At 55.1% G+C, this 21,008-nt stretch carries 16 protein-coding genes and 1 pseudogene; 8 read left to right on the forward strand and 9 right to left on the reverse strand.

Going from position 1 to position 21,008, the window contains the following annotated elements:
* Nucleotides 1-41 precede the first annotated feature (41 nt).
* Nucleotides 42-1,466, forward strand: a complete 1,425-nt coding sequence (locus tag Q4D85_RS08595; RefSeq protein ID WP_303199706.1) for an MFS transporter — start codon at nucleotides 42-44, stop codon at nucleotides 1,464-1,466.
* 65 nt (nucleotides 1,467-1,531) lie between these two features.
* Here Q4D85_RS08595 and Q4D85_RS08600 read toward each other — a convergent pair whose 3' ends face one another.
* Nucleotides 1,532-1,909 (reverse strand): hypothetical protein, encoded by a 378-nt coding sequence (locus Q4D85_RS08600; RefSeq protein ID WP_303199708.1) that lies wholly within the window; start codon nucleotides 1,907-1,909, stop codon nucleotides 1,532-1,534.
* Nucleotides 1,910-1,990: 81 nt separating this feature from the next.
* Here Q4D85_RS08600 and Q4D85_RS08605 point away from each other — a divergent pair, with 81 nt between their 5' ends.
* The gene (locus Q4D85_RS08605; RefSeq protein ID WP_303199710.1) at nucleotides 1,991-2,308 is read left to right on the forward strand and encodes a hypothetical protein; all 318 of its coding nucleotides are present in this window, start codon (nucleotides 1,991-1,993) and stop codon (nucleotides 2,306-2,308) included.
* A gap of 32 nt (nucleotides 2,309-2,340) precedes the next feature.
* Here Q4D85_RS08605 and Q4D85_RS08610 read toward each other — a convergent pair whose 3' ends face one another.
* The gene (locus Q4D85_RS08610; protein ID WP_303199713.1) at nucleotides 2,341-3,267 is read right to left on the reverse strand and encodes a rhodanese-related sulfurtransferase; all 927 of its coding nucleotides are present in this window, start codon (nucleotides 3,265-3,267) and stop codon (nucleotides 2,341-2,343) included.
* A 304-nt stretch (nucleotides 3,268-3,571) separates the two neighbouring features.
* Here Q4D85_RS08610 and Q4D85_RS08615 point away from each other — a divergent pair, with 304 nt between their 5' ends.
* The gene (locus Q4D85_RS08615; protein WP_303199715.1) at nucleotides 3,572-4,561 is read left to right on the forward strand and encodes a hypothetical protein; all 990 of its coding nucleotides are present in this window, start codon (nucleotides 3,572-3,574) and stop codon (nucleotides 4,559-4,561) included.
* Between the two features lie 205 nt (nucleotides 4,562-4,766).
* Here the strand turns inward: Q4D85_RS08615 and Q4D85_RS08620 are convergent, their stop codons facing one another.
* Genes Q4D85_RS08620 through Q4D85_RS08630 form a run of 3 tightly spaced genes read right to left on the reverse strand, consistent with a single transcriptional unit; the run spans nucleotide 4,767 to nucleotide 8,816 of the window.
* Nucleotides 4,767-5,762: a putative glycoside hydrolase gene (locus Q4D85_RS08620; protein WP_303199717.1), complete on the reverse strand. Its 996-nt coding sequence runs from the start codon at nucleotides 5,760-5,762 to the stop codon at nucleotides 4,767-4,769.
* Nucleotides 5,743-7,437, reverse strand: coding sequence for a GT4 family glycosyltransferase PelF (gene pelF, locus Q4D85_RS08625; RefSeq protein ID WP_303199719.1), 1,695 nt, complete (start codon nucleotides 7,435-7,437; stop codon nucleotides 5,743-5,745). The genes Q4D85_RS08620 and pelF overlap by 20 nt, the downstream gene beginning before the upstream one ends.
* Nucleotides 7,434-8,816: a hypothetical protein gene (locus Q4D85_RS08630; protein ID WP_303199720.1), complete on the reverse strand. Its 1,383-nt coding sequence runs from the start codon at nucleotides 8,814-8,816 to the stop codon at nucleotides 7,434-7,436. The genes pelF and Q4D85_RS08630 overlap by 4 nt, the downstream gene beginning before the upstream one ends.
* A 653-nt stretch (nucleotides 8,817-9,469) precedes the next feature.
* Between Q4D85_RS08630 and Q4D85_RS08635 the strand changes: the two genes are divergently transcribed.
* A complete protein-coding gene (locus Q4D85_RS08635) occupies nucleotides 9,470-10,276 on the forward strand; it encodes an Fpg/Nei family DNA glycosylase (RefSeq protein ID WP_303199722.1) in 807 nt (268 codons plus the stop codon).
* Nucleotides 10,277-10,294: 18 nt separating this feature from the next.
* Nucleotides 10,295-11,818, forward strand: a complete 1,524-nt coding sequence (locus tag Q4D85_RS08640; protein WP_303199723.1) for an NAD(P)H-hydrate epimerase — start codon at nucleotides 10,295-10,297, stop codon at nucleotides 11,816-11,818.
* A 541-nt stretch (nucleotides 11,819-12,359) separates the two neighbouring features.
* Here Q4D85_RS08640 and Q4D85_RS08645 read toward each other — a convergent pair.
* The 3 genes from Q4D85_RS08645 to Q4D85_RS08655 form a co-directional block, all read right to left on the reverse strand.
* Nucleotides 12,360-12,950 (reverse strand): VanZ family protein, encoded by a 591-nt coding sequence (locus tag Q4D85_RS08645; RefSeq protein ID WP_303199725.1) that lies wholly within the window; start codon nucleotides 12,948-12,950, stop codon nucleotides 12,360-12,362.
* A gap of 205 nt (nucleotides 12,951-13,155) precedes the next feature.
* Nucleotides 13,156-16,008: a leucine--tRNA ligase gene (gene leuS, locus Q4D85_RS08650; protein ID WP_303199726.1), complete on the reverse strand. Its 2,853-nt coding sequence runs from the start codon at nucleotides 16,006-16,008 to the stop codon at nucleotides 13,156-13,158.
* 64 nt (nucleotides 16,009-16,072) lie between these two features.
* Nucleotides 16,073-16,891, reverse strand: coding sequence for a hypothetical protein (locus tag Q4D85_RS08655; RefSeq protein WP_303199727.1), 819 nt, complete (start codon nucleotides 16,889-16,891; stop codon nucleotides 16,073-16,075).
* Nucleotides 16,892-17,280: 389 nt separating this feature from the next.
* Between Q4D85_RS08655 and Q4D85_RS08660 the strand changes: the two genes are divergently transcribed.
* Nucleotides 17,281-17,730 carry a hypothetical protein gene (locus Q4D85_RS08660; protein ID WP_303199729.1) on the forward strand — a complete coding sequence of 150 codons (450 nt, stop codon included), beginning with the start codon at nucleotides 17,281-17,283 and terminating at the stop codon, nucleotides 17,728-17,730.
* Here the strand turns inward: Q4D85_RS08660 and Q4D85_RS08665 are convergent.
* Nucleotides 17,727-18,170 (reverse strand): annotated as a pseudogene (locus Q4D85_RS08665) (ABC transporter ATP-binding protein); the annotation flags it as partial. The gene Q4D85_RS08660 and the pseudogene Q4D85_RS08665 overlap by 4 nt on opposite strands.
* Nucleotides 18,171-18,735: 565 nt before the next feature.
* On the opposite strand from Q4D85_RS08665, the gene Q4D85_RS08670 reads away from it, so the two are divergent.
* Together Q4D85_RS08670 and Q4D85_RS08675 are read left to right on the forward strand one after the other, a co-directional pair.
* Nucleotides 18,736-20,028 (forward strand): sensor histidine kinase, encoded by a 1,293-nt coding sequence (locus Q4D85_RS08670; RefSeq protein WP_303199732.1) that lies wholly within the window; start codon nucleotides 18,736-18,738, stop codon nucleotides 20,026-20,028.
* Entirely contained in the window at nucleotides 20,029-20,652 is a 624-nt protein-coding gene (locus Q4D85_RS08675; RefSeq protein WP_303199734.1) for a response regulator transcription factor, read from the forward strand.
* Nucleotides 20,653-21,008: the final 356 nt, after the last annotated feature.

The following is a 21,008-nucleotide window of genomic DNA, read 5'->3' on the forward strand; positions in this document are numbered from 1 at the left end:
ACATTAATTATGTAGTCCAGATCACACTTTAAGGATGTGTTATGTCTGCCCAATCGCAAGATTTAGAACTCAATCCCCACGGTCCCGCCAGTGGGTCTACCGTCATCGTCGGTAGCGATGACCCCAAAGAACGCCGTCGTGCGGTCTTATCAAGCTTCCTCGGTTCCACTGTCGAATACTACGATTTCTTGCTCTACGCTGCCGCCGCGGGATTGGTGTTTCCGCAGCTTTTCTTCGGTAATCTCTCTCCCACCATGGGCACCACTTTGTCCTTCGCCATCCTTTTGATCGGCTATATCTCACGCCCAATCGGTTCGATGGCCTTCGGGCACTTCGGCGACAAGTATGGTCGCAAGAATGTCTTGGTCATCACCCTGCTCACCATGGGGATCGTCTCTGTAGCTATCGGATTAATGCCTTCTGCCCAATCAATTGGCATCGCCGCCCCCATCATGCTGGTGGTGCTAAGGACCGTGCAAGGTCTCGCCGTGGGCGGCGAATGGGCTGGCGCAACGCTGATGGCGATGGAACATTCCAAGGAAGAAAACAAGGGTTTTGGTGCTTCTTTAGCCATCGCCGGTGGCCCAGCTGGCGCGGTTCTCTCTACCCTGGTGCTTTCCGTATTCTCCATTATTTCCGGTGACAATTTCGCCAATCCGGAGCAGTATTTCATAACCGACTGGGGTTGGCGGGTACCATTCCTGTTCTCCGCTGGCATCGTTATCTTCGGCCTCTACCTGCGCTCCCGCGTCACTGAATCTCCCGAATTTGAAGCTGCACGTCAACGCGGCGAGGTGCATACTGGCGTTCCCCTTGTCAAAATGTTGAAGGATTCACCGAAAGAACTGGTACTGGGTTCTCTTGCAGGAATGGCTGGTCTGTTTATCCAGGGACTTCAAGCTTCGTTTATGGTGCCGTATATCGTGAAAGCAACCGAAAACTCTGCTGCACCTATTTCACGGGCAGATGGTTTGATGATGGTCACCATCGGCTCCTTCATAGCCATCTTCGTCATGCCATACCTGGCCTTTTTATCCGATAAATTCGGACGACGGCGCGTCATGCTCGCCGGTGGCATTATTTCTGTGGCGGGACTGTGGATTGTTATTAACATGATCGAATCGGGAAATCCGACTTTGATCTGGCCCGGCCTCATTTTGATGGTGTGTGTCGTCCAACCTGCGCAATACGGCCCCATCGGCGCGTTCCTTTCCGAGAAATTCGACGCCGCGCACAGGTACACCGGTGCCGGAATTTCCTTCCAGGTTGCTTCGATTCTGGGTGCTGGCACCGCCCCGTTAATTGCTAATCGCCTCGTTTCTGAAACGTCAGGGCTCACCCCTGTCGCAATTTATGCCACCGTGCTGTTTGTCATTTCCTCCGCCGCAATTTGGTTATCGAAAGAAACAGCGCACGTTGAAACACATGAGGAACGTTTCCAAGAAACGTCCGTATTCAAGGCATAGGTTATGTTCACGCTTTTCGACGCCTTATGCCGCAGGCCATTCCACCCTGCCAGCGTCGAAAAGCGTTAGAAATCCTCATAACTAATCTGCACGTTGGTGTGGTTAATCGTCTCAATCGCCGCTTCTATGCTGGGCAATTCCACCCACCATGTATGTTCGGCCATGACAACAGTGGCACAGAGTGTGACCTTTCTACGTGCCATTTCGTTGATAAGCCGCCACCACGCCTCGGCGGGTCGGTGCGCCAGCGTAGCTATCGGGCAGCCATCGAAAGCCACTGCCACTTCCCCGCCTGGTTCCACTCGCAATTCCATTTCCGCACACGAGGTTCCGCGTTTTGCAGCCGCGAGTGTGCGGCGAACACGTCGGCTGATTCTCGGGAAGTCTTTCCGCGCCAGGAGGTATCGTTTCGTGTCAGTGCATTCCGAAATGATGATTTTCATGTTTCCCTTCGTGCCCAACTATCAATTGTGTATTGTTCCCAGTATCCAAGCAAAAAGCTGAATGAGCGGGAGAAAAAGTCGATGGCACCGATTATTTGTCATGAGGGGCAAAATGATGCCACCGTTGAGCGGTTTCTGGCGGGAATGAACCTGAACGGATTTATGCGTTCAGTGGCAGTGGAGGTCAACGAGGCCTGTTATTGCCAGTCCGATTACGTGCCGACGGAAAAAGACCACGACGAATTAGCAGCAGACCTGCGGGTTGAGAAGATCGAGGCGTGGCCGGAGGATGTTGTTTTTATTATCCTCTCGCCCACGTTCCTGCCGGATATGTACTTATCCGTGCAGGTTATGCTTGACGACGCCACCACCGGGGAGGTTGAGATCCACGCGAAGTAGAACGCACCGGGTCGGCGTCGACAAGCAATCGGCTACACGGCGGCTGCCGCCTGCGCCACCGCGATGCATTCTTCACGCCCGCAGTGACGGGTTGCGACGTTCTCGTAGCACTCTGGGCACATCAACACCAATTCCCGGCAGTGATCCTCGTTGATGCAATGCTCGAATTTATTGGTCGGTTGACCGCATTTGCAGTGCCCTAATTGGATGAAACCTGGGTCGTCGACGCCGGCGCCGAATTCCATGTGCATCCGACGGTCGAACACATACAGCGAGCCTTCCCATAGCCCATCGTTGCCATATTTTTCGCCGTAACGAACAATGCCGCCGTCGATCTGGTAGACCTCTTTAAAACCCCGATTAAGCATGAGCGACGATAGAATCTCACACCGAATTCCGCCCGTGCAGTACGACACGACGGGCTTATCTTTCATCCAGTCGTACTTGCCTGATTCCAGCTCCTTGATGAAGTCGTGGGTGGTACGAACATCAGGTACGACGGCATTCTTAAACTTGCCAATCTGCGCTTCCATCGCGTTGCGCCCGTCGAAGAATACAACCTCATCGCCGCGCTCCTCAACCAGCTTGTTCACATCTTCCGGCTTGAGGTGAACGCCGCCGCCAATCACGCCTTTTTCGTCGACCTTCAGCTCCCCCGGCGCGCCGAACGCCACGATCTCGTCGCGGACTTTGACGCTGAGTTTGGGGAAGTCCTCAGCTCCGCCTTCCGACCACTTGAACTCGGTGCCCCTAAACCCTGGGTATTCCCGGAATTTCCGGATGTATTTTTTACAGGCTTCCATGGAGCCGCCGACGGTGCCGTTGATGCCGTGTTCCGAGATGAGGATACGGCCCTTTAGCCCCAAGAGTTCGCACAATTCACGCTGCCAGAGCATGACTGCCTTGGGGTCAGAAATAGGAGTGAACTTGTAATAGAGGAGGATTTTGCCAACGGTCATGATTGTTAGCCTAGTGCGCTGATATTAAAGTGCCTAACCGGCGGATTGCACCCCATTTGATAGGGAGCAGGTAGCCATGAATACAAAATCAAGACGGGCTCACCCCTTATCGGTATATAAATATTTTTGCATGACGACATGTAGCCAGTAGCAAACATGACCACCTGCAAATAAATATATTTACAAACGCTACATGTCGTCCATATTGAATCCGAATAATTTTAGGCCAATTAATAGGGAATAGCAGGATCTCCACACCACCCCCACGCATGCAAATCTTTGCTGCAGAAAGCATAATTAATACATGAACCATCCCGCTAAATCCCTCAGCTCTACCTACCCGATAATTGACTTAAGATCCCTCGCACGCAGTAATGCTGACGCTATTAAAAAACTGCCAGATAACGTCAATTACGTACGATTAAGCGCAACACATATCATTGACCAAGAAGCATTCGCCGATATACCTCCATGGGAACGACTTAGACTACGTGCACTCCTAATCGCCTCATCCCGCAAAACAGCCGTAATGGGAACTCACGGGGCAGCAGCTATACTTGGCATCCCGTTCCTAGGCAAAGCAAAGGGGATGGAAAAGTTTGACATTTTTCTGCGTGGTGCCACCCGCCCTACCGCACGCAGCCGTTGGCCATTGGGCACAACCATGAGGTCGGGCATTCTGCCAGAGAAAAACATCATGTTTTGCGACGGAATCGCAATTACAGCACCCGCTCGCACCTTTGTGGATCTATGCCGTTTTTATGGCCCCGCAGAAGGGCTAGCCTTCGCCGAGGCAGCTATCCAGTCCCAGTTATTATCTACACGAGGGATTTCTGCGGACTACTTTCGACTAGCCACTGCCGACATGCCACGGCTGCGAGGAATCCCAACAGCGCATTTAGCATTGGAACATCTAGAGGTTGGTGCGCAAAGTGTGCACGAAACACACGCACGCTGGCTATTAGTTCAAGCCAAAATTCGAGGTGAAGCCCCTCAAATAAAGAGCATCGAGATCCAAAAGCGGATCAACACTTCCGAGGGTCCGAAATACCCAGACATTCTCATTAACGGTTGGTGCATTGTCGAAATCGATGGAGACTCAAAGTACATCTACAAAACCCAACATACCCTCATGGCAGAACGCCGGAGGGAACGGCTGTTACAACGACAAGGGTTTACATTTTTACGGTTTCGACCCACAGAAATCGGAGCAGGAATGGTGCGTGAGATAATCGCAAACCTGGAACGTAGATCCCAACCAACCTCCACCCCAGTTAGAAACGAAGCCGCCTAAAACCAGGGCCCCCTTTGCCGAGCGAGAAAGCTGATGACACATACAGCAAAAACAAAAGGAAATTTGCATGACGACATGCAGCGTGTAGCAAAAGCGACCAAATGGGGATAATTATATTCAAAAACGCTACACGTCGTCCATATTTCTTCCTTATAGCCAATTCGGCATTGATAGGCTGACTCCCGGGTTGAATTTCAGAGCTGAGTTATCCCCACGTAACAAGCTTTCCGGTCTTCGGCGGCATTCCGTGTTCGTTCATTTCATCGCCTAGATTGACAAAGGCTTCGCCGTTCTGGAATTTCCGCATGAAGGTGTCACCCTCGCGCTGAATGTCGCTTTCGATTTCCCCCAAATCAATGTCGGGAAATAGCGGAATTCCGTTGTATTTATCGTGACCGGTGGCGCTGACAGCTATGTCGCGATGGGGGAGGAATACCCATGCGGCGGCGAAAGCAAGCCGCAGGTGGTGGGTGTAATTCTTGGTGGAGCCGGGAACACGGGCGATGATCAGCCCGTCGTCATCCATGGCGGCTACTTGGTCCAGGCAGTGGTCCACGCTGAGCCAGCCGTCGCCGGAGCTGCCCCATCCCAGCCAGCATTCCTCATAGCCGCCGCCGTATCGGGAGTGTCGGTGCCAGCGACCTTCTTGCATCCGGGATTCCGCAATATTGGGCACGAGTATTTTTCCCTGCTCATTGAGCGCGGTTCCCGCCTGGTTGATGATGGTTTCTAGCCCGGCGCGGGTTTGGTCCATGTCGAGGCCGTGCCCGTAGTAGTCTTCCCATACGTCGTTATCCGCCATGACGCCATCGAAGGGGCTTGCGGCTATCTCCGTTACGACGCTGTCGACCCATGCTTGTTGGTAGGTGGGGTTCCATACCTGTTGCTGGTTATGGCCGCCGTAGCCTTCCCAGTCGGCGACACCGGCAGTAGTGCCTAGTTCGGTGGCTTGCGCAGGGCTGATTCCGGAGGAATACACCGGGCCTGGTTCGTAGTCGCGGACAGAGGAGAGGCACTTGTAGGCGAGCACGGTCATCGCCGGATCGGCTTGTTTAAGCTTCTCGGCGATCTGCGTTTCCCAGGGTTGAAGTATGGCAACCCGGAAGTTTCCGACTGCGCGTTTGAGTTGCCAGTCGGAAATGGGAAATCCGTATCGAATCCACGCCAGGCGGGGGCGCGGTTTAGGCTCGTTGATAACCACCACCACCAGAGTTCTTCTTGAATTGGTGTTGCCTAGGATACTTATCCCATACCCACTCGGCAATGTCGTGGATGTCTTCTGGCCCGCGTGCGAGGTCAGCGGTGCGAACGCCGCTGGTGCCAGCCCCAAGTCGCCGGTAGATAGCGTTGTAGCGTGCCATTACTTGCGGCATGAGGAAGATGGTTTTGATCCGTTCGAGGGCATTGTGGTGCCATTCGAGATAGGTCTTCGGATTTTGGGTCAGCCGAACCATCATTTCGGCTAATCCTTGGCTGTCGCCGGGTTGCACCAGGTCGCCGCAGGGGAGGATGTCGTTTCCGTTTTCGTCGGTAAGTATGTCAGTCACAAGTTGATCCATGCCGCCGACCAGCGTGCCGATTACAGGCAGGCCGATCACCATGGATTCCAAAACCACGATGGGTTGGCCCTCGTTGAAGCTTGAGAGGACAAGCGCATCGTAATCGTGCAGGACGTCACGGACGTTCACGGTTCCGCGCAGCACCACGCGGTCTTCCAAATCTAGTTCTTTAATGTGCGCTAGGCAGCGTTGATAGTATTTGGGCAGGTGATCGGTGGGGCCGAGGACGTCGACTTTGATGTTGTCGTAGCCGTTGTCTTTGAGGATTTTTACGGCGTCGATAAGCTCGATGATGCCTTTAATCGGCACAACCCGGGCGATGCAGGCAAAGCGCCAGATAGCCTTGGTGTCGAGGTTGGCATTTGCTTCTTTTCGACGATTCCTGGGGTACTCGAATTCCTCCCACACGATTCCGTTGGGCAGAATTTCCGACTTTGACCGATCGCCCGCGAGGTCTTGAGCTTCGGTGACCGCCTGTGGATACAGGTAGGTGATGTGCGCGGCCTCGGTGTAAAGCATGGCACCTAATTCCACCCACCACCTGGACCAGAACCGTTCAAAGGTATTGGTGGCCAGTTCCCGAGGGGAGTTCATGGTCACCGGCAGATTCATGTCGCGTTGCAATAAGTCGTTAACGGTGTCGCGCACGTATAGGTTGTGTTCGGTCAGGAAGAACTTGCCACCGTTTTGGATTGCGGCGGTAGCCCCCACCAGCGACGCATAACCAGTGGTGTGTGCGTGGTACACCTTGGCTGGCGGATTGATCCGGTCAAGCAGGGTATAGGCAAGCGAGAATAGATCGCGGATAAGCCAGAATAATTCGCCAAGCGTGATGTCGTCGGTGTCGCCTGCGGCTTCTACTGCGGCGCGCATTAAATCCCGGTGGCTGAGCACTGACCACAGGCGCCATTTGCGGGATTGGGGGTTCATTGCGTCGTCGTAAAGCTGGCGCATCGGCGCATAATCGCCGGCGATGGTGGACCGGATGGCGTCGACAAGCTGTTTGACCTGCTTGGAGGATACCGGATCGTTGCATGCTTGCTTGAAGTCTTCGATGGTTTCTTCCAGCGAGAGGTACATCATGTCAACCCATTTGACGTTTTCTGGGACACCATAGAGGTCTTCGCTGGGGGATTTGGAGTCCCACGCGATGTGCAGAATGCCGAAACTGAGGTCGGGGTTGTGGGTGATGATGTCGTGCACCACTGCCGACACCCCGCCTTTGAGGTACGGGTAGGTTGATTCCATCACGATGGCGACATCGACCATCTCGAGTGGTTTGTCTTCGCCGGGGAAACGATAAATGGTTGAGCTCACCAAGCCACCGCCTTCTGCCAGAAGAGTTCATAAGGAGCATCCGCGACGCTCTTGACGACGCGACGCACTGCAAGGACTGCCGCGACTGCGGAAAACACCATCGCGATAATGAGTGCCACTACTTGGTTAAACAGCACGAATCCCATTGCTACAAACAAAACATAAATGCCACCGCACATAGCCGCATCGAAGGTGCGTTGCATCTGGGACAGCTGCATCGTTCCCAAATACAAGCTCAAAAGCATGGGGGGAAGCAGGAACAGTAACAAGCTTTCTAGATTGTGCTGCAACCCCAACGCTGGGCTGAGCAACATGATTCCAAGACCGGTGACCGTGCTGACGCAAATCGTCCCGACCGCCGATACCGCCAGGTTGCGCTGCGCGATGACGATATCGGTATCGAGTTTATTAAGCGGCGTTTCGTTGACCCCTCGGATGAGGCGTTGAAAGCTGCTTTCCAGCACCGGGTACTGGGTGGTGTAGTACATCGCCAAGGCCACAACAATCGGCACGAGGGCGACATACACCATGAAAATGTCAATCTCAGTTGGGTGCAATGCGATTAAAAAGAACTTGTCTGCCCACAGCACGCTACCGATGAGGAAGCCATAAATCGTCTGCACCAATGCCAATTTTGGATCCATGCGCATCGGGCGAAACAGGCCGGATAGCTGCCGTCCCATCAACACCAACTGCGGAATAACGCCCATGAGCGGCACGACAAACCAGAGGTGCGGGAACAGGAATAGGCCCGCCGCGTAGGCAAACCACCCCGCGAAAACGAAGCTGTACCGGCGGGTTTCCTGTGCTGGGATAAGCGAATGCGCGAAGATGAGATTCGAGAGCAGGCCAACGATATAGAGCCAGATTTTATCGAATCCCCAACCGGTGATTCCCGACATGACCGTGGTGAAAAACACCAGGGGGATCAACGACACAATGGTGACGGTTGGCCACAATCTGGCGAATGCTTTGTAGAAGGCAGGGCGATCGTCGCGGCTGTAGCGCACCAGCGGTTCGTAAACCGGCATCACCGCCGCGCTACTAGCCCACGGGACGGTAACTGCGACCATCAAGACGATGATGATTTGTTGCCCTAGCTGCTGCAAAATGATGGGGAATACGATCATCAACAACGCGGTGGGGGACATATTCACCAACATTTGCCAGGGTTTGCCTTGGGAAAATACCCCAATGGCTACGACAATTAACAACACGATGCCAAGGATCACCGGCACGGTGGTGTCTGCCCCTGAGTCATTCGATGCGCTGGTGGTTAACCAGCCCCATACCGCTGCCATGGCAGCCATCGACACAATGGTGATGGCCGCGTAGGCACCTAGCGGTAATCGAATACGTGGGCGTTGTTGTGTTGACACAATAATCTCCTCATAAAAACAAGAAGCGCCAAACGACGGCTAAATGCATATAAAAATCTTTGCTTAATTGGCAAAAGTTACCGTTTTGCGATTTTTTTAATTACGGCTTCCTGTCCAAAATTATAACAATGAGCTGCGGATTCACGACATTAGCCCCTGGGCAATCGGGATTAATGCAAAGATTTCAGCAAATGGAAAATATGGAAAAACTAAGAAAAATCCCGCAACCTCGCATGCGTTCCCCTCTATGTGATTAGCCCCTCACCGACACACCGACTACCCCCACATTTTAACCCCGCTCCGGCTGCACTGGATTGGCAAAAGATACTTTAGTGCCGGTCATTCCCCAATTTTGCCGCAGCCACACAATCGGATATCCCGCCACATAGGTGCACAGTGATTTTTCCCATCTTCTACAACTTGTATGCAGAAATCATGACTTTAAAACCGATGTAATGGCCAAAATTTCAATCGGTAAATTTGCTATTGGAAAAATTTTTTTAAAATACTTATAAATCCCCCTTTTTAATCATCTGGTTAATTAAGTTGTAATAGTTTTATTCACGTTTTGACCGGAGGCGGCAACCCGGAAATCCGCACCTCCAATTCCTCACCTTCCCACATCTTCCATCGACCCGCTACACTTAACCACCATGCCCGAAGGCCATGTCATTCACCGTCTTGCCCGTGATCTGAACGCGGCATTTACCAACACCGCGCCAACTGTTAGTTCGCCACAAGGCCGGTTCGCTACCGAAGCAGCCCGCCTTGATGGCAGCGACTACGACACGGCAACTGCGGTGGGTAAGCACCTTTTCGTCGCCTTCGCCAACCCTTCACCGTTTCATATCATCCACATTCACCTGGGCCTTATCGGGAGTTTTCGGTTCGGATCACCCGCCGATACCACGGGAATTATCCGGTTGCGGATCGCCACCGACGCAATCGCAGCCGACTTGCGCGGACCCCAGTGGTGTCGGCTTATAACGGAGGAGGAACAGCAGGCGGCTATCGCCAAGCTCGGGGCCGATCCGCTGCGTGCAGATGCCGATCCAAGCGGAGTGTTCGAACGGGTAGGGAGGTCGTCGAAAAGCATCGCGGCGCTATTAATGGATCAGTCGCTTTTCCCAGGCGTTGGCAATATCTACCGCGCAGAAACCTTGTTCCGATTGGGAATCAACCCCGAGCTTCCGGGGCGTGACTGCACGCAGCTGCCGGAGATCTGGGCGGATTTGGTGGCGCTTATGGCAGAAGGCGTTGATTCGGGCCGTATCGACACCGTGCGGCCCGAGCACACCCCGGAGGCCATGGGTCGGCCACCCCGGAAAGACGACCACGGCGGGGAAGTGTACGTCTACCGGCGCGCGGGGCAACCGTGTTACATCTGCGGCACGCCGATTGCGGCCACCGAGCTAGCGGGCCGGAATCTTTTTTGGTGTCCAACCTGCCAGAAGGGTTAATCGCAGTAGGCTAAGGGTATGCACCCTTCGATTCATACCGCCTATTCCGTTTCCGCCATCCGCGCCGCCGAAGAACCCGTGGTCGCTACCGCCGAGCGCGCAAAGCCGGACGGGTTGATGCAGCAAGCCGCCCGCGCCGTCGCCGACGTTGCGCTGAGCCTGGTGTCGGGGATCGCCGCGCCGCGTGTGCTCATTCTCGCTGGTTCCGGCGGGAACGGTGGCGACGGCTTGTACGCGGGTGCGTTTCTCGCCGAAGCTGGTGTGCAGGTCGAGGCGATGGCGACCAGCCCGTCGGGTTCGACGTTGCCGCGCGCCACTGAAGCGTTCCACGCCGCTGGGGGAGTGCTTGTCGACGCCCCCACATCGCCGGTGCATGTCGTGATCGATGCTATTGCGGGACTGGGGCTATCGACAGGACTAGCACCCGAATTGGCTGGCGTGGTCGACGCCATGGTTGCGGCAGGCGCTAAGGTACTCGCGGTTGATGTCCCCAGTGGCATTTCCCCCGATACTGGCGATCCATTTGGGCCGCATATCACCGCTGATGTGACCGTCACGTTTGGGGCGCTACGGTTTGCCCATACCGTCTCAGCGTATTGTGGCGACGTGGTTGTGGCTGACATCGGGATCGCCGAATCATTGCACGCAATGGACGGTCCGCGGGTGTATGCATACCGCGCGGTACCGGCGGCCCACGCATGGCCCGATACCGTGGCCCCCATTCCTACCATCCCTCCAATCGGCTCGATGGAGCCCCAACCGACGGATCATAAGTACAGCGGGGGAGTGGTGGGACTTTTAGCAGGCAGCGAGCTATATCCGGGCGCGGGCGTTTTGTGTGTTGCCGGTGCGGTGTGTGCTACACCTGCCATGGTGCGTTACGTCGGCGCGGCGCGTGAGTTCGTATTGCATGCAATTCCCGAGGTGATCGCCAGTAGCCTCGCCACCGCTGGTAAAGTCCAGGCGTGGGTGGCTGGGCCCGGCGGAGCGACTGAAACCGAATTATTAGACCTGATTCGCCGCCCGATTCCGCTGCTTATCGACGCCGATGGCATACGGTTATTAGCTAAAAGCACTCAGCTTATCGACGCCCTGCGGCACCGGGAGCACCCAACAGTGCTCACCCCACACGACGGCGAATTCGCCACCCTGGTGGCGGCTATCGGTATTCCAGAACCGGCCACCACCAATCGACTCGCCGCATGTCACGAAGCGGCGCAGGCGCTCGGCGTAATCATTGTTCTTAAGGGACGCCGCACCCTCATCGCCCCGCCACATGGGCCAATCACCAGCATCGACGCTGGGCATTCGTGGTCGGCAACTCCTGGTAGCGGCGATGTCCTGGCTGGCGTGATGGGGGCGTGGCTGGCCCGCCATGCCGCCCAGGGCAAACCGTTGGCGGAAGCGATTGCCATCGCGGTTCACTTATGCGCCGATGCCGCTTGGCTATCCGCCCACACTGAATTCGGCGTCGCGCCCACTTCCGCCTCCCGCATCGCTTCGGCCATCCCGGCGGCGACTGCCCGACTAAGCAATCGGTAGTACCGCCGAATTACTTTAGCGTTTTCCCTCCGCATTTCTCGTGTCTAAACAATCCATTTATTAGCATAAATAGATTTAACACGAGCATGCGGCAGCGAAGAATTACCTACCGTCACCCGTCGGAGATGATGCGCATTAAAAAATAGCCAATCGAAAAAATTATGACGAAAAGACGTGATTAGATAACAAACCAACCACTCAAAAGTCGGATTCACAATCGTTCGCAATCGAATCACATCTGCAACAATAACCTCAGAGATTTCCCCGAACCAGCGAGATTCGACCGTATTTTTCCATTTATCCCCATGGAAATCCCATAGCTTTTCACCCCCGGCAACAATAACGTCCGTCGCACAGTTGCTAACGTCAACCGCTCCAGATAGTGAAATTCATTCACCTAAGGATTCCATTCAGCTAATGCCGGAAAAACCCCGAAATTTCACGATTTATCCAGTTCGTGTCAGCTGAGGTTTTATTACTCACGTTGGTGTAATTTCACGACGGATTTAGCGTGGTATTTTTTCCGGTTGTAAACGATTTTTTAACGCCATGGGATGCCCGCCCACCGCATGAGGGCGCCCACCCGTGGGGCGTCGCCAAGCTGCTCTCCGTAGGAAACAATGATGCCGAAAACCACGGCGGCGGCTAAGGCGATCCAACACCACAATCGGTAGCGATGCGGCCCCGCCACCACGGCTACAACCACCCCGAGAATGGTGCCTAAGGTGTTGCACCACAGGTCGTCGACGTCCGAACGGCCAAGCGCGAAAATATACTGCGCGGTTTCTATCAGAAAGCTGAACGCCGCACCGGCGGCGATGCTCACCGCCGCCAATCGGCCGCGGGACCAGGCGGAAAACCGGCTCGATTGGTGGAGAATAACAAAGACTAGGAGGCCGAAGGGGATAAAAAGCAGGATGTTTCCAACGGTTTCAAAAACAGGAGCGAACCAGTTCTTTGAGTTGAGGATCATGTCGAACGGTTGCCATTCGAGCTTTCTCACCCGCTGCCGCTCCGGTAACCACAGGTAACCTATTCGATAAAATGCCTTAAGCATGGTCAAGGCGAGGATCACCACCGTGGTGACGCCTAAGGCGATAGTCGTTAACGTTTTATCTTTAAGAAAATTCATGCCCAGAGTTTACAACCGTGGCTCGTTTCTATCAGCATTCCTGCTCACAGCGCTGCCCGGCCAATCGTTGGCAGTTTTAGTGCGTCGCCGCCTGTCACACAAGCCGCTAACCTGACCTTTCAGCTCCAACAAAGACACCCCGCGGCAAATAAATCACGCGCGGGGTGGTTAGGCGAAAAGTGGGATGAACTGCTAAAAGCTTAAGCTATTTCACCACCAGGTTCACCATGCGGCCGGGAACGACGATCTGCTTGATTACAGTCTTGCCGTCGGTATGGGTATGGATTGTTTCGTTCGCCAATGCCGCAGCAACAATCTCGTCTTCGGAGGCGGTAGTCGCAACCATAATCCGGCCCCGGACTTTGCCGTTAATCTGAACCGGCAATTCGATCTCATCGTCGACGAGCCATTTCTCCTCGAACGTGGGGAAAGGCACAAAGGTGATCGTGTCCGTATGGCCAAGCCGCTGCCACAGCTCCTCAGCGATATGCGGCGCGACCGGGGCAATCATCTGCACCAGCGGGCTAACCGCAGCCTTAGGCGCACCACCGGGGAATTGTTTGGTGAGGTAATTGACGTATTCGATCGCCTTCGCGACCACCGTATTGAGCCGCAAATTGGCATAGTCGTCCCGGATACCAGCGATAGCCCGATGCAACGCCTTATTGGTGGCGTCGTCAAGCGGGGCGTCGGTGACCGCCAGCTCGCCGGTTTCCTCAGAAACCACCAGTCGCCACAGCCGCTGCAGGAACCGTTGTGCACCCACGACATCTTTGGTTGCCCACGGCCGGGAGGTATCCAATGGCCCCATCGCCATCTCGTAGACGCGCAGCGTGTCGGCGCCGAAACCATCGCAGATTTCGTCCGGCGACACGGAGTTCTTCAGCGATTTACCCATCTTGCCGTATTCTTGGGTCACTTCTTCGCCGTTGTAATAGAACTTGCCGTCTTTTTCTTCCACCTCGGCGGCCGGAACGTAGACGCCACGGGAATCGGTATATGCAAAGGCTTGGATATAGCCCTGGTTGTACAGACGTCGGTATGGTTCACGCGAGCTGACGAAGCCAAGATCGAACAGTACTTTATGCCAGAACCGGGAGTACAAAAGGTGGAGTACAGCGTGTTCCACGCCACCCACGTACAGGTCGACGCCGCCGGAGTCGCCGTCGAATTGTGGCCCGGTCCAGTACTTTTCGTTTTCCAAATCGCAGAATTTTTCCGCATTCAGCGGATCAATATAGCGCAGCTGGTACCAGGAGGAACCAGCCCACTGCGGCATGACGTTGGAATCGCGCCGGTATTTCTGCAGGCCATCACCTAGATCCAATTCCACTTCCACCCATTCAGTGGCTTTGGCCAGCGGTGGCTGCGGTTCGGAATCCTTATCTTCTGGGTCGAAGGCCACTGGCTTGTAGTCTTCCACCTCCGGCAATACCACCGGCAGCATGGATTCTGGCAGGGCGTGCGCAATTCCGTCAGAATCGTAGACCACCGGGAACGGTTCGCCCCAGTAGCGTTGCCGGGCAAACAACCAGTCGCGCAGCTTGTATTGGATTTTCTCGGCGCCAAGGCCCCGGGCAACCAACCAGTCGATAGCGGCGTTCACCGCAGTCGGGGTGTCCATGCCGTTGAGGTCCAGACCGTCGTCATTGGCGGAGTTGATATGCGCCGCATCGCCGACGAATGGTTCTTCGCTCACGTCGCCGTCCAAGACCGGCAGGATGGGCAGGCCAAAGATCGTTGCAAATTCAAAGTCGCGGCTATCGTGCGCTGGTACCGCCATGATGGCACCAGTACCGTAACCGGTTAAGACATAGTCGGCGATAAAGACCGGAATTTCTGCGCCGTTGACCGGATTGATGGCATAAGCACCGAGGAAGACACCGGTTTTATCCTTGTTTTCCTGCCGCTCCACGTCGCTTTTCGCGGCAATCGCGGCGCGATACGCGGCCACCGCCTCGGCGGGGGTGGCGCAGTTATAGGTCCAACGGGCGTCAATACCCTCGTAGGTGCCGGTACCACCAGCGACAATGGCGTCGACAAGCTCGTGCTCCGGCGCCAGAACCATGTAGCTGGCACCGAATAACGTATCGGGGCGGGTGGTAAACACTGTGAGTTTTTCACCTTGGCAGGAGAAATCCACCTCAGCGCCCCGGGATCGACCGATCCAATTGCGCTGCATGTTTTTCACTTTTTCCGGCCAATCCAGCAAGTCGAGATCGTCGATAAGGCGGTCGGCGTAGGCGGTGATCCGCATCATCCATTGGCTTAGCTTCTTGCGGAATACCGGGAAGTTTCCGCGCTCCGACTTACCATCGGCGGTTACTTCTTCATTGGCCAAAACCGTGCCCAAACCCGGGCACCAATTCACCATGGAATGGGACTGGTACACCAGGCGGTAGTGATCGATAACCTTTGCTTGTTGCACCCGATCCATCGCGGTGAAGTCGGCCGTGCCGAACTCTTCGACTAATTCGGCCGGGATTTCCCGCGCCCCGGATTCCAGCAGCGGGATTAATTCGGCAATCCGTCGTGCTTTCTGAGATTCTTCATCGAACCACGCGTTGAAAATTTGCAGGAAGATCCATTGCGTCCACCGGTAGAACTCCTCATCGGTGGTTGCGATCGCGCGTCGTTTATCGTGACCTAACCCGAGCCGGTTTAATTGCCGCTCCATGTTGTCGATGGACTCTTGGGTTTTAACCGCCGGATGGGTGCCAGTTTGGATGGCGTACTGTTCGGCTGGCAGACCGAAGGCGTCGTAACCCAAGGTGTGCAGCACGTTCTTGCCCAGCATGCGGTTATACCGGGCGTAGACGTCCGTTGCGATGTATCCAAGCGGGTGACCGACATGCAAGCCAGCGCCCGACGGGAAGGGGAACATGTCCTGAACAAAGAGCTTTTCGCTGGGCACGTCCTTACCGTCGGCCAACGTCCCTACCGGGTTAGGTGCCTGGAAGGTGCCGTTTTCGCGCCAAAATGTTTGCCATTTTCCTTCGATCGCCCCAGCCAATTCTGGGGTATATCGATGTGCTGGTGTCTCGCTCGGATTCGTCATGGGTAAACAGTGTAGTACGCGAAAGTTCCACCTGGGTATTCGGTCGCAACCGTAGTCAGGCGGTCTAGAAGATTAACGAAAACTGCTCTCCGATTTTCGTCGTTTCCGCAATACAGGCGCTCAGCAGTCGCCGACTGATATGGGGTTTGCGTCCCGGCTTATCCAGCACTGTCTCCTCGATTTCACAATCAAGCTTTAACGGTTGGGGGGAACTGCCCAACATTCCAGCGACTGTTTTTAATAACTCATCGTCGGCGTGAACGGCATAGGATGTGTTTTCGATAAGTAAAAATACAGTATCGCTGGAGTCCTTAAATCCGTCGAAAATGTACGTCCCATTTATAACATTGACGTATTTTTTCTCCATTTTAAATTCCGTCACCAGGTTTTGGGCGTGCTCCGGATCGCCAGTGTAGGTTGTGGATTCTTGAGCCCGCTGGCGAATCTCTACTTCGAATACATTGCGCTTCTTGCTGAGGATTCGGGCCGCATGGGCTAAGGGTTGCTGGGCTGCGTGCGGCAGATCGGTGAGGTTTTGCTCGGCGTCAAATAAGGTATCTAGCACCGTGCAGAGAGCTTGATCGTCAATGTCGCGGACGGCGAAATCCATTTCGATGTCCTGCGGGCGTTTCGGCCGAGGTGCCGCCGCTAGCCGAAATCCCTGTTCAACGGGGCTGAGAATGAGCGGTCGGCCGCAGGACCCGGTGGCACCCGCAGCCGCAGCAGAAGCCTTAGCGGTCGCGGAGGCTGCGCTGGAGATATTGGCGACTAGCGCTGCAAATTCGCGCGCGTTGAGGGGTTTTCCACTGGTGGCTCTAAAAATGGCTTCTGCTCGCTCGGGCCCTGTCGCGCCCGTAGCTTCAGTGGTGGCGGTTTCGGTCACGAAACTTAGCGTCCTTTCACGTCGTGCTCTTGATGCTGCAAAGTCTAATGCACGCACGCTTGTCGACGTATCCAGACGCAATCGTGTACGGTTTAATACATCTCATAATAGTAATAACTTATAAGATGAGGAGTGAAGTCGAATGAAAGTATCGCAGTTAACTTAGGTAAAATTTCTTCTCAATTTTCGCTACACATACAAGAAAGTCCTATTATTGACTTAACAACAAGTAAATTTTCTACTATATTAATTGCGCAAATAACAAAGGTTGCTTTAAGGTTTTAGGGTGTGTAATTAAAATTTCCGCTTCATAACCAACTAGGCGCGTGATTTACGCTCGGTTCCAATCCCGGCGCAATCACACCATGTGCCGCTAGAAAGGTGACGATATGTTACTGCATACGCACAACGACCCCACCATCGCAGGTGGCGGCCCAGTGAAGGCTCGTTCCTTCACCGCAACCATCCGGTCACTTTTTCGCAGTTTCAAAACCGGAGAGTTTACCGAAGTGGACCAGGCAGAACACATCGAATCATTCCACGGGCTTTTCGATAACGATCGTTTCTGGGTGTTACGACATTTACCAGAAGATACTGAAACCTGGCTCGAAGAAGCCATCGCCCGCGAGATTCTCAGCGGCGGGCATCCCGGGCGTCTTGAAGGCGAAGTAGCCGAAATGGCTAATCGTTGCTTCCGGGCTATTGGCCAAGGCGGCACCGCTGCCCGCGCCTCCATGATTCGGTTGTGGGATAACGACAGTCGGCTGGATTTCTACCGCAAGGAAATCATTGAGTACCGTCCCCGCATCGCCGAGATTTCTAAAACTGAACCGATCTAGTCCAGAACCGTCAGCTTGCCGTCGCGCATTTCCGCCACGGTATCGGCTACTGCCAATTGGCTGCGGTCATGGGTAATCAACAGGGTTGCGAGCTGGAATTCATCGGTGATGTTCCGGAGCAATTCGATGATTTCGGACGACAGCCGGTGATCTAACGCCGACGTTGGTTCGTCGGCAAGCAGCACCGCAGGCGATCCCATCAACGCGCGCGCAATATTTACTCGTTGCCGCTGACCACCGGACAGTTTTGTGGCCTTACGATCCCCAAAACCCGGCAGCCCAACCGCAGCCAATAACTCGTCGGCGCGGGTCCTGCGGGCTGTAAGTTCCCGTCCCCGCAGCCCACGGATATGATCGGTAACCAGGAGTTGTTCCCGCACGGTAAGCGAAGCCAACATGTTAGGGGATTGGAAGACGATTCCGATTTCTTCCCTGCGCGACCGCGCCAGAGTGTCATCGTCTATCGCCGATTGCGTCAGCTCGTCAACCACTACGTAGCGTTTCGACGCCCCCATCGCCCGTAGAATTGCGATGTCCCGGAAACGCTGCAACGTCCACACGCTTAAAAATGCGATCGTGACCAAGGCAGATATGCCGTACAAAAAGCCCTGCATTGCCCGAAGCGACCCTTGTTCACTACTATAGGCCGCCAATCCGGCAAACGAATCCGGGAGATCTGTAACGATAGCGCTCGTTTGCTGCGTAGTCCGTGCCACCTCTTCGGTGTCCCAGACGTCGGCGGTGGCGGCGTCGACAAGCAATACCGTTCCCACTGCATCCGTATGGCTAATCTCCTGCCAAGTGGTGGTATCAACCCACATAACAGGGAAATGGGCGTAATAATTATCGGACGCATGGCTGGTCCCCACCAGAATCGCGCTCACCGGAACTTCTTGGCCGCCAATGGTGATCTCAACGCCCACCCCTAGAGCCAATGGAACCGCCCACCAGCCCGCAGCACAGGCAACCTCGCCAAACCACCAATAACCGATTAGCGTTAGTCATGTGACTCCATGCCACTTCAATTCCCGCACCGCATCCCCCACACCGGAACAATCGGATTCGCCACTGCGCAGAATCCTGGTTCTCCTTCGGGTAGGCCTGCACGTGTCCTTCGCATTTTTCCTCTGCCTCGGCGCCATCCAAACCCTCGCCGATAGGAAACAACCGCTTTCCGCCCACCACACCCTCCTCATGCTGGGGTTGGTTGGCGTGCTTGCCGCCGTCTACCTCGTGGGAACAACCTGGGAAAAACGCGCAGTCGCCAGTAACGGCACCCCCACCTTCCGCACCCAACCCACCCTGGCACCCTGGTGGTTGATACTGGTTACAGCGCTATGGGTAGCACTGGTCGCGGTGTCGTCGTCGTTTGTATGGCTTCTTTTTCCGCTGGCGTTTATTTACCTGCACATCATCCCACTACCCATCAATCTCCTCGCCGTCGCGCTGGGCTGGGCGTTTGCCGCATTTATCCCCATGTACATGACCCCGGAAACCTGGACCCCCTCAGCCGCGGTGGGGCCTGGCGTTGGCTCCATCTTCGCCACCGTCGTGTACTTCACCTACCAAGCATTAGGGCGCGAAATCGACCGCCAGACGCAACTATCCCAACAGCTCATCGCCGCCCAACAGGAACTCGCCGAAAAGGAACACCAAGCAGGACGACTGGAGGAACGCGAACGGCTCAGCCGGGAAATACACGACACCGTCGCTCAAGGGCTAAGTTCAATCCTGTTGCTTTCGCGGGCGGCCCAGAACGAGCTTATGCATGGCGACACCGATACCGCCCGCGAACAATTGCACACGATACATGAGCAGGCTGGGGCGTCGTTAAGCGAAGCGCGCCGCTTCGTCCGCGACCTCGCCTCACCCGACCTCAGCGACCCGCTACCGCAAGCACTGCAGCGCGTCGTGGCGCGCGCCGCCGCCCGGGATACCGCACTCGGCATCGACCGGGATTACAGCCTTGAGGTCGTCGGCGACGAAAACCACCCAGTGCCCGAACCCGTCTCCCGCGCAATTATCCGCGTCGTTCAGGAAGCAATCAGCAATATTCACAAACATTCAACCGCAACGAAGGCGGTAATAACGGTAGGTATCTGGGAAGAGGAAGTAAGCATCGACGTCATGGACAACGGTCACGTCGATCACACCCCGGACCCCGGCTTCGGGATCACCGGCCTGAAAAAACGCATAGCTGACTTAGGTGGTAATTTGACGGTAGAGTTTGGGCTAAACGACGGTGAAGCGGTGGCACTGACCTGCCGCATTCCGCTAACAAGTAGGAGAGACGACTAAATGACCCCCATCCGCGTCATGCTTATCGACGACCACCCCGTCGTCCGCGCCGGGTTGCGCGCAATTTTAGATAGTTTTCCCGACATCACCGTTGCGGCTGAGGCATCCAGCGGTAAGGACATCACCCCGGCCTCGCTTGTCGACGCCGCCATCGACGTCGTCGTCACCGACATTCAAATGCCCGACATCGACGGCATCACCCTGACGAAGATTCTCGCCCAGGATAAAACGGTGCCCCCGGTCCTCATTCTCACCACCTACGACACCGAAGCGGACATCGTCGCCGCAGTGGAAGCCGGCGCAATGGGCTACCTGCTCAAAGACGCCCCCGAAGACGTTTTGCATGACGCCGTCATCGCCACCGCCAAACGGGAACGCACCCTTGCACCTGGCGTGGCCACCGCATTAATGAACCGGATCTCCAAACCACGGGAAGCGCTTTCAGCGCGGGAAATCGAAATCCTCCAGGAACTGGAATCGGGGGCGAGCAATCGACAACTAGCCGCCAAGCTGTTCATTTCCGAGGCAACAGTCAAAACCCACCTGGTGCACATTTACTCCAAACTCGGTGTGGATAACCGCACCGCCGCCATCACTGCCGCCCGCCAACAACGGCTCATCTAGCCATCTCAATACATCTCAGTTTTCTCACCAACAAGTACCTGTGACATTTTGACCTGTGGTTTTCTGGGTGTAGTGGGTGTTGCAACGCAAAGCACGCGGATAATCCATCAGCATAGTTTTTGCTGAAGTGTACTGCCCCGGGTTTCGTAAGTGGCGCAAAACTCGCGTCAATCGTAACGGTACAACGTTCTTGAGGATTCACTGCTGGCGGCACAGTTACCTGAAACGCCACGCCCTGATACGTTTGAAGCACAAGAAGTTCACGCCACAATCATTGTCAGCAATCAATACAAAAACGTATCTATAGCGGTCTCATTTCAAAAGCTTAGGTTGTTTGGGTGTGTTGGTGGTGGGGT

The sequence above is a fragment of the Corynebacterium sp. genome, assembly GCF_030532965.1.
Taxonomy (GTDB): domain Bacteria; phylum Actinomycetota; class Actinomycetes; order Mycobacteriales; family Mycobacteriaceae; genus Corynebacterium.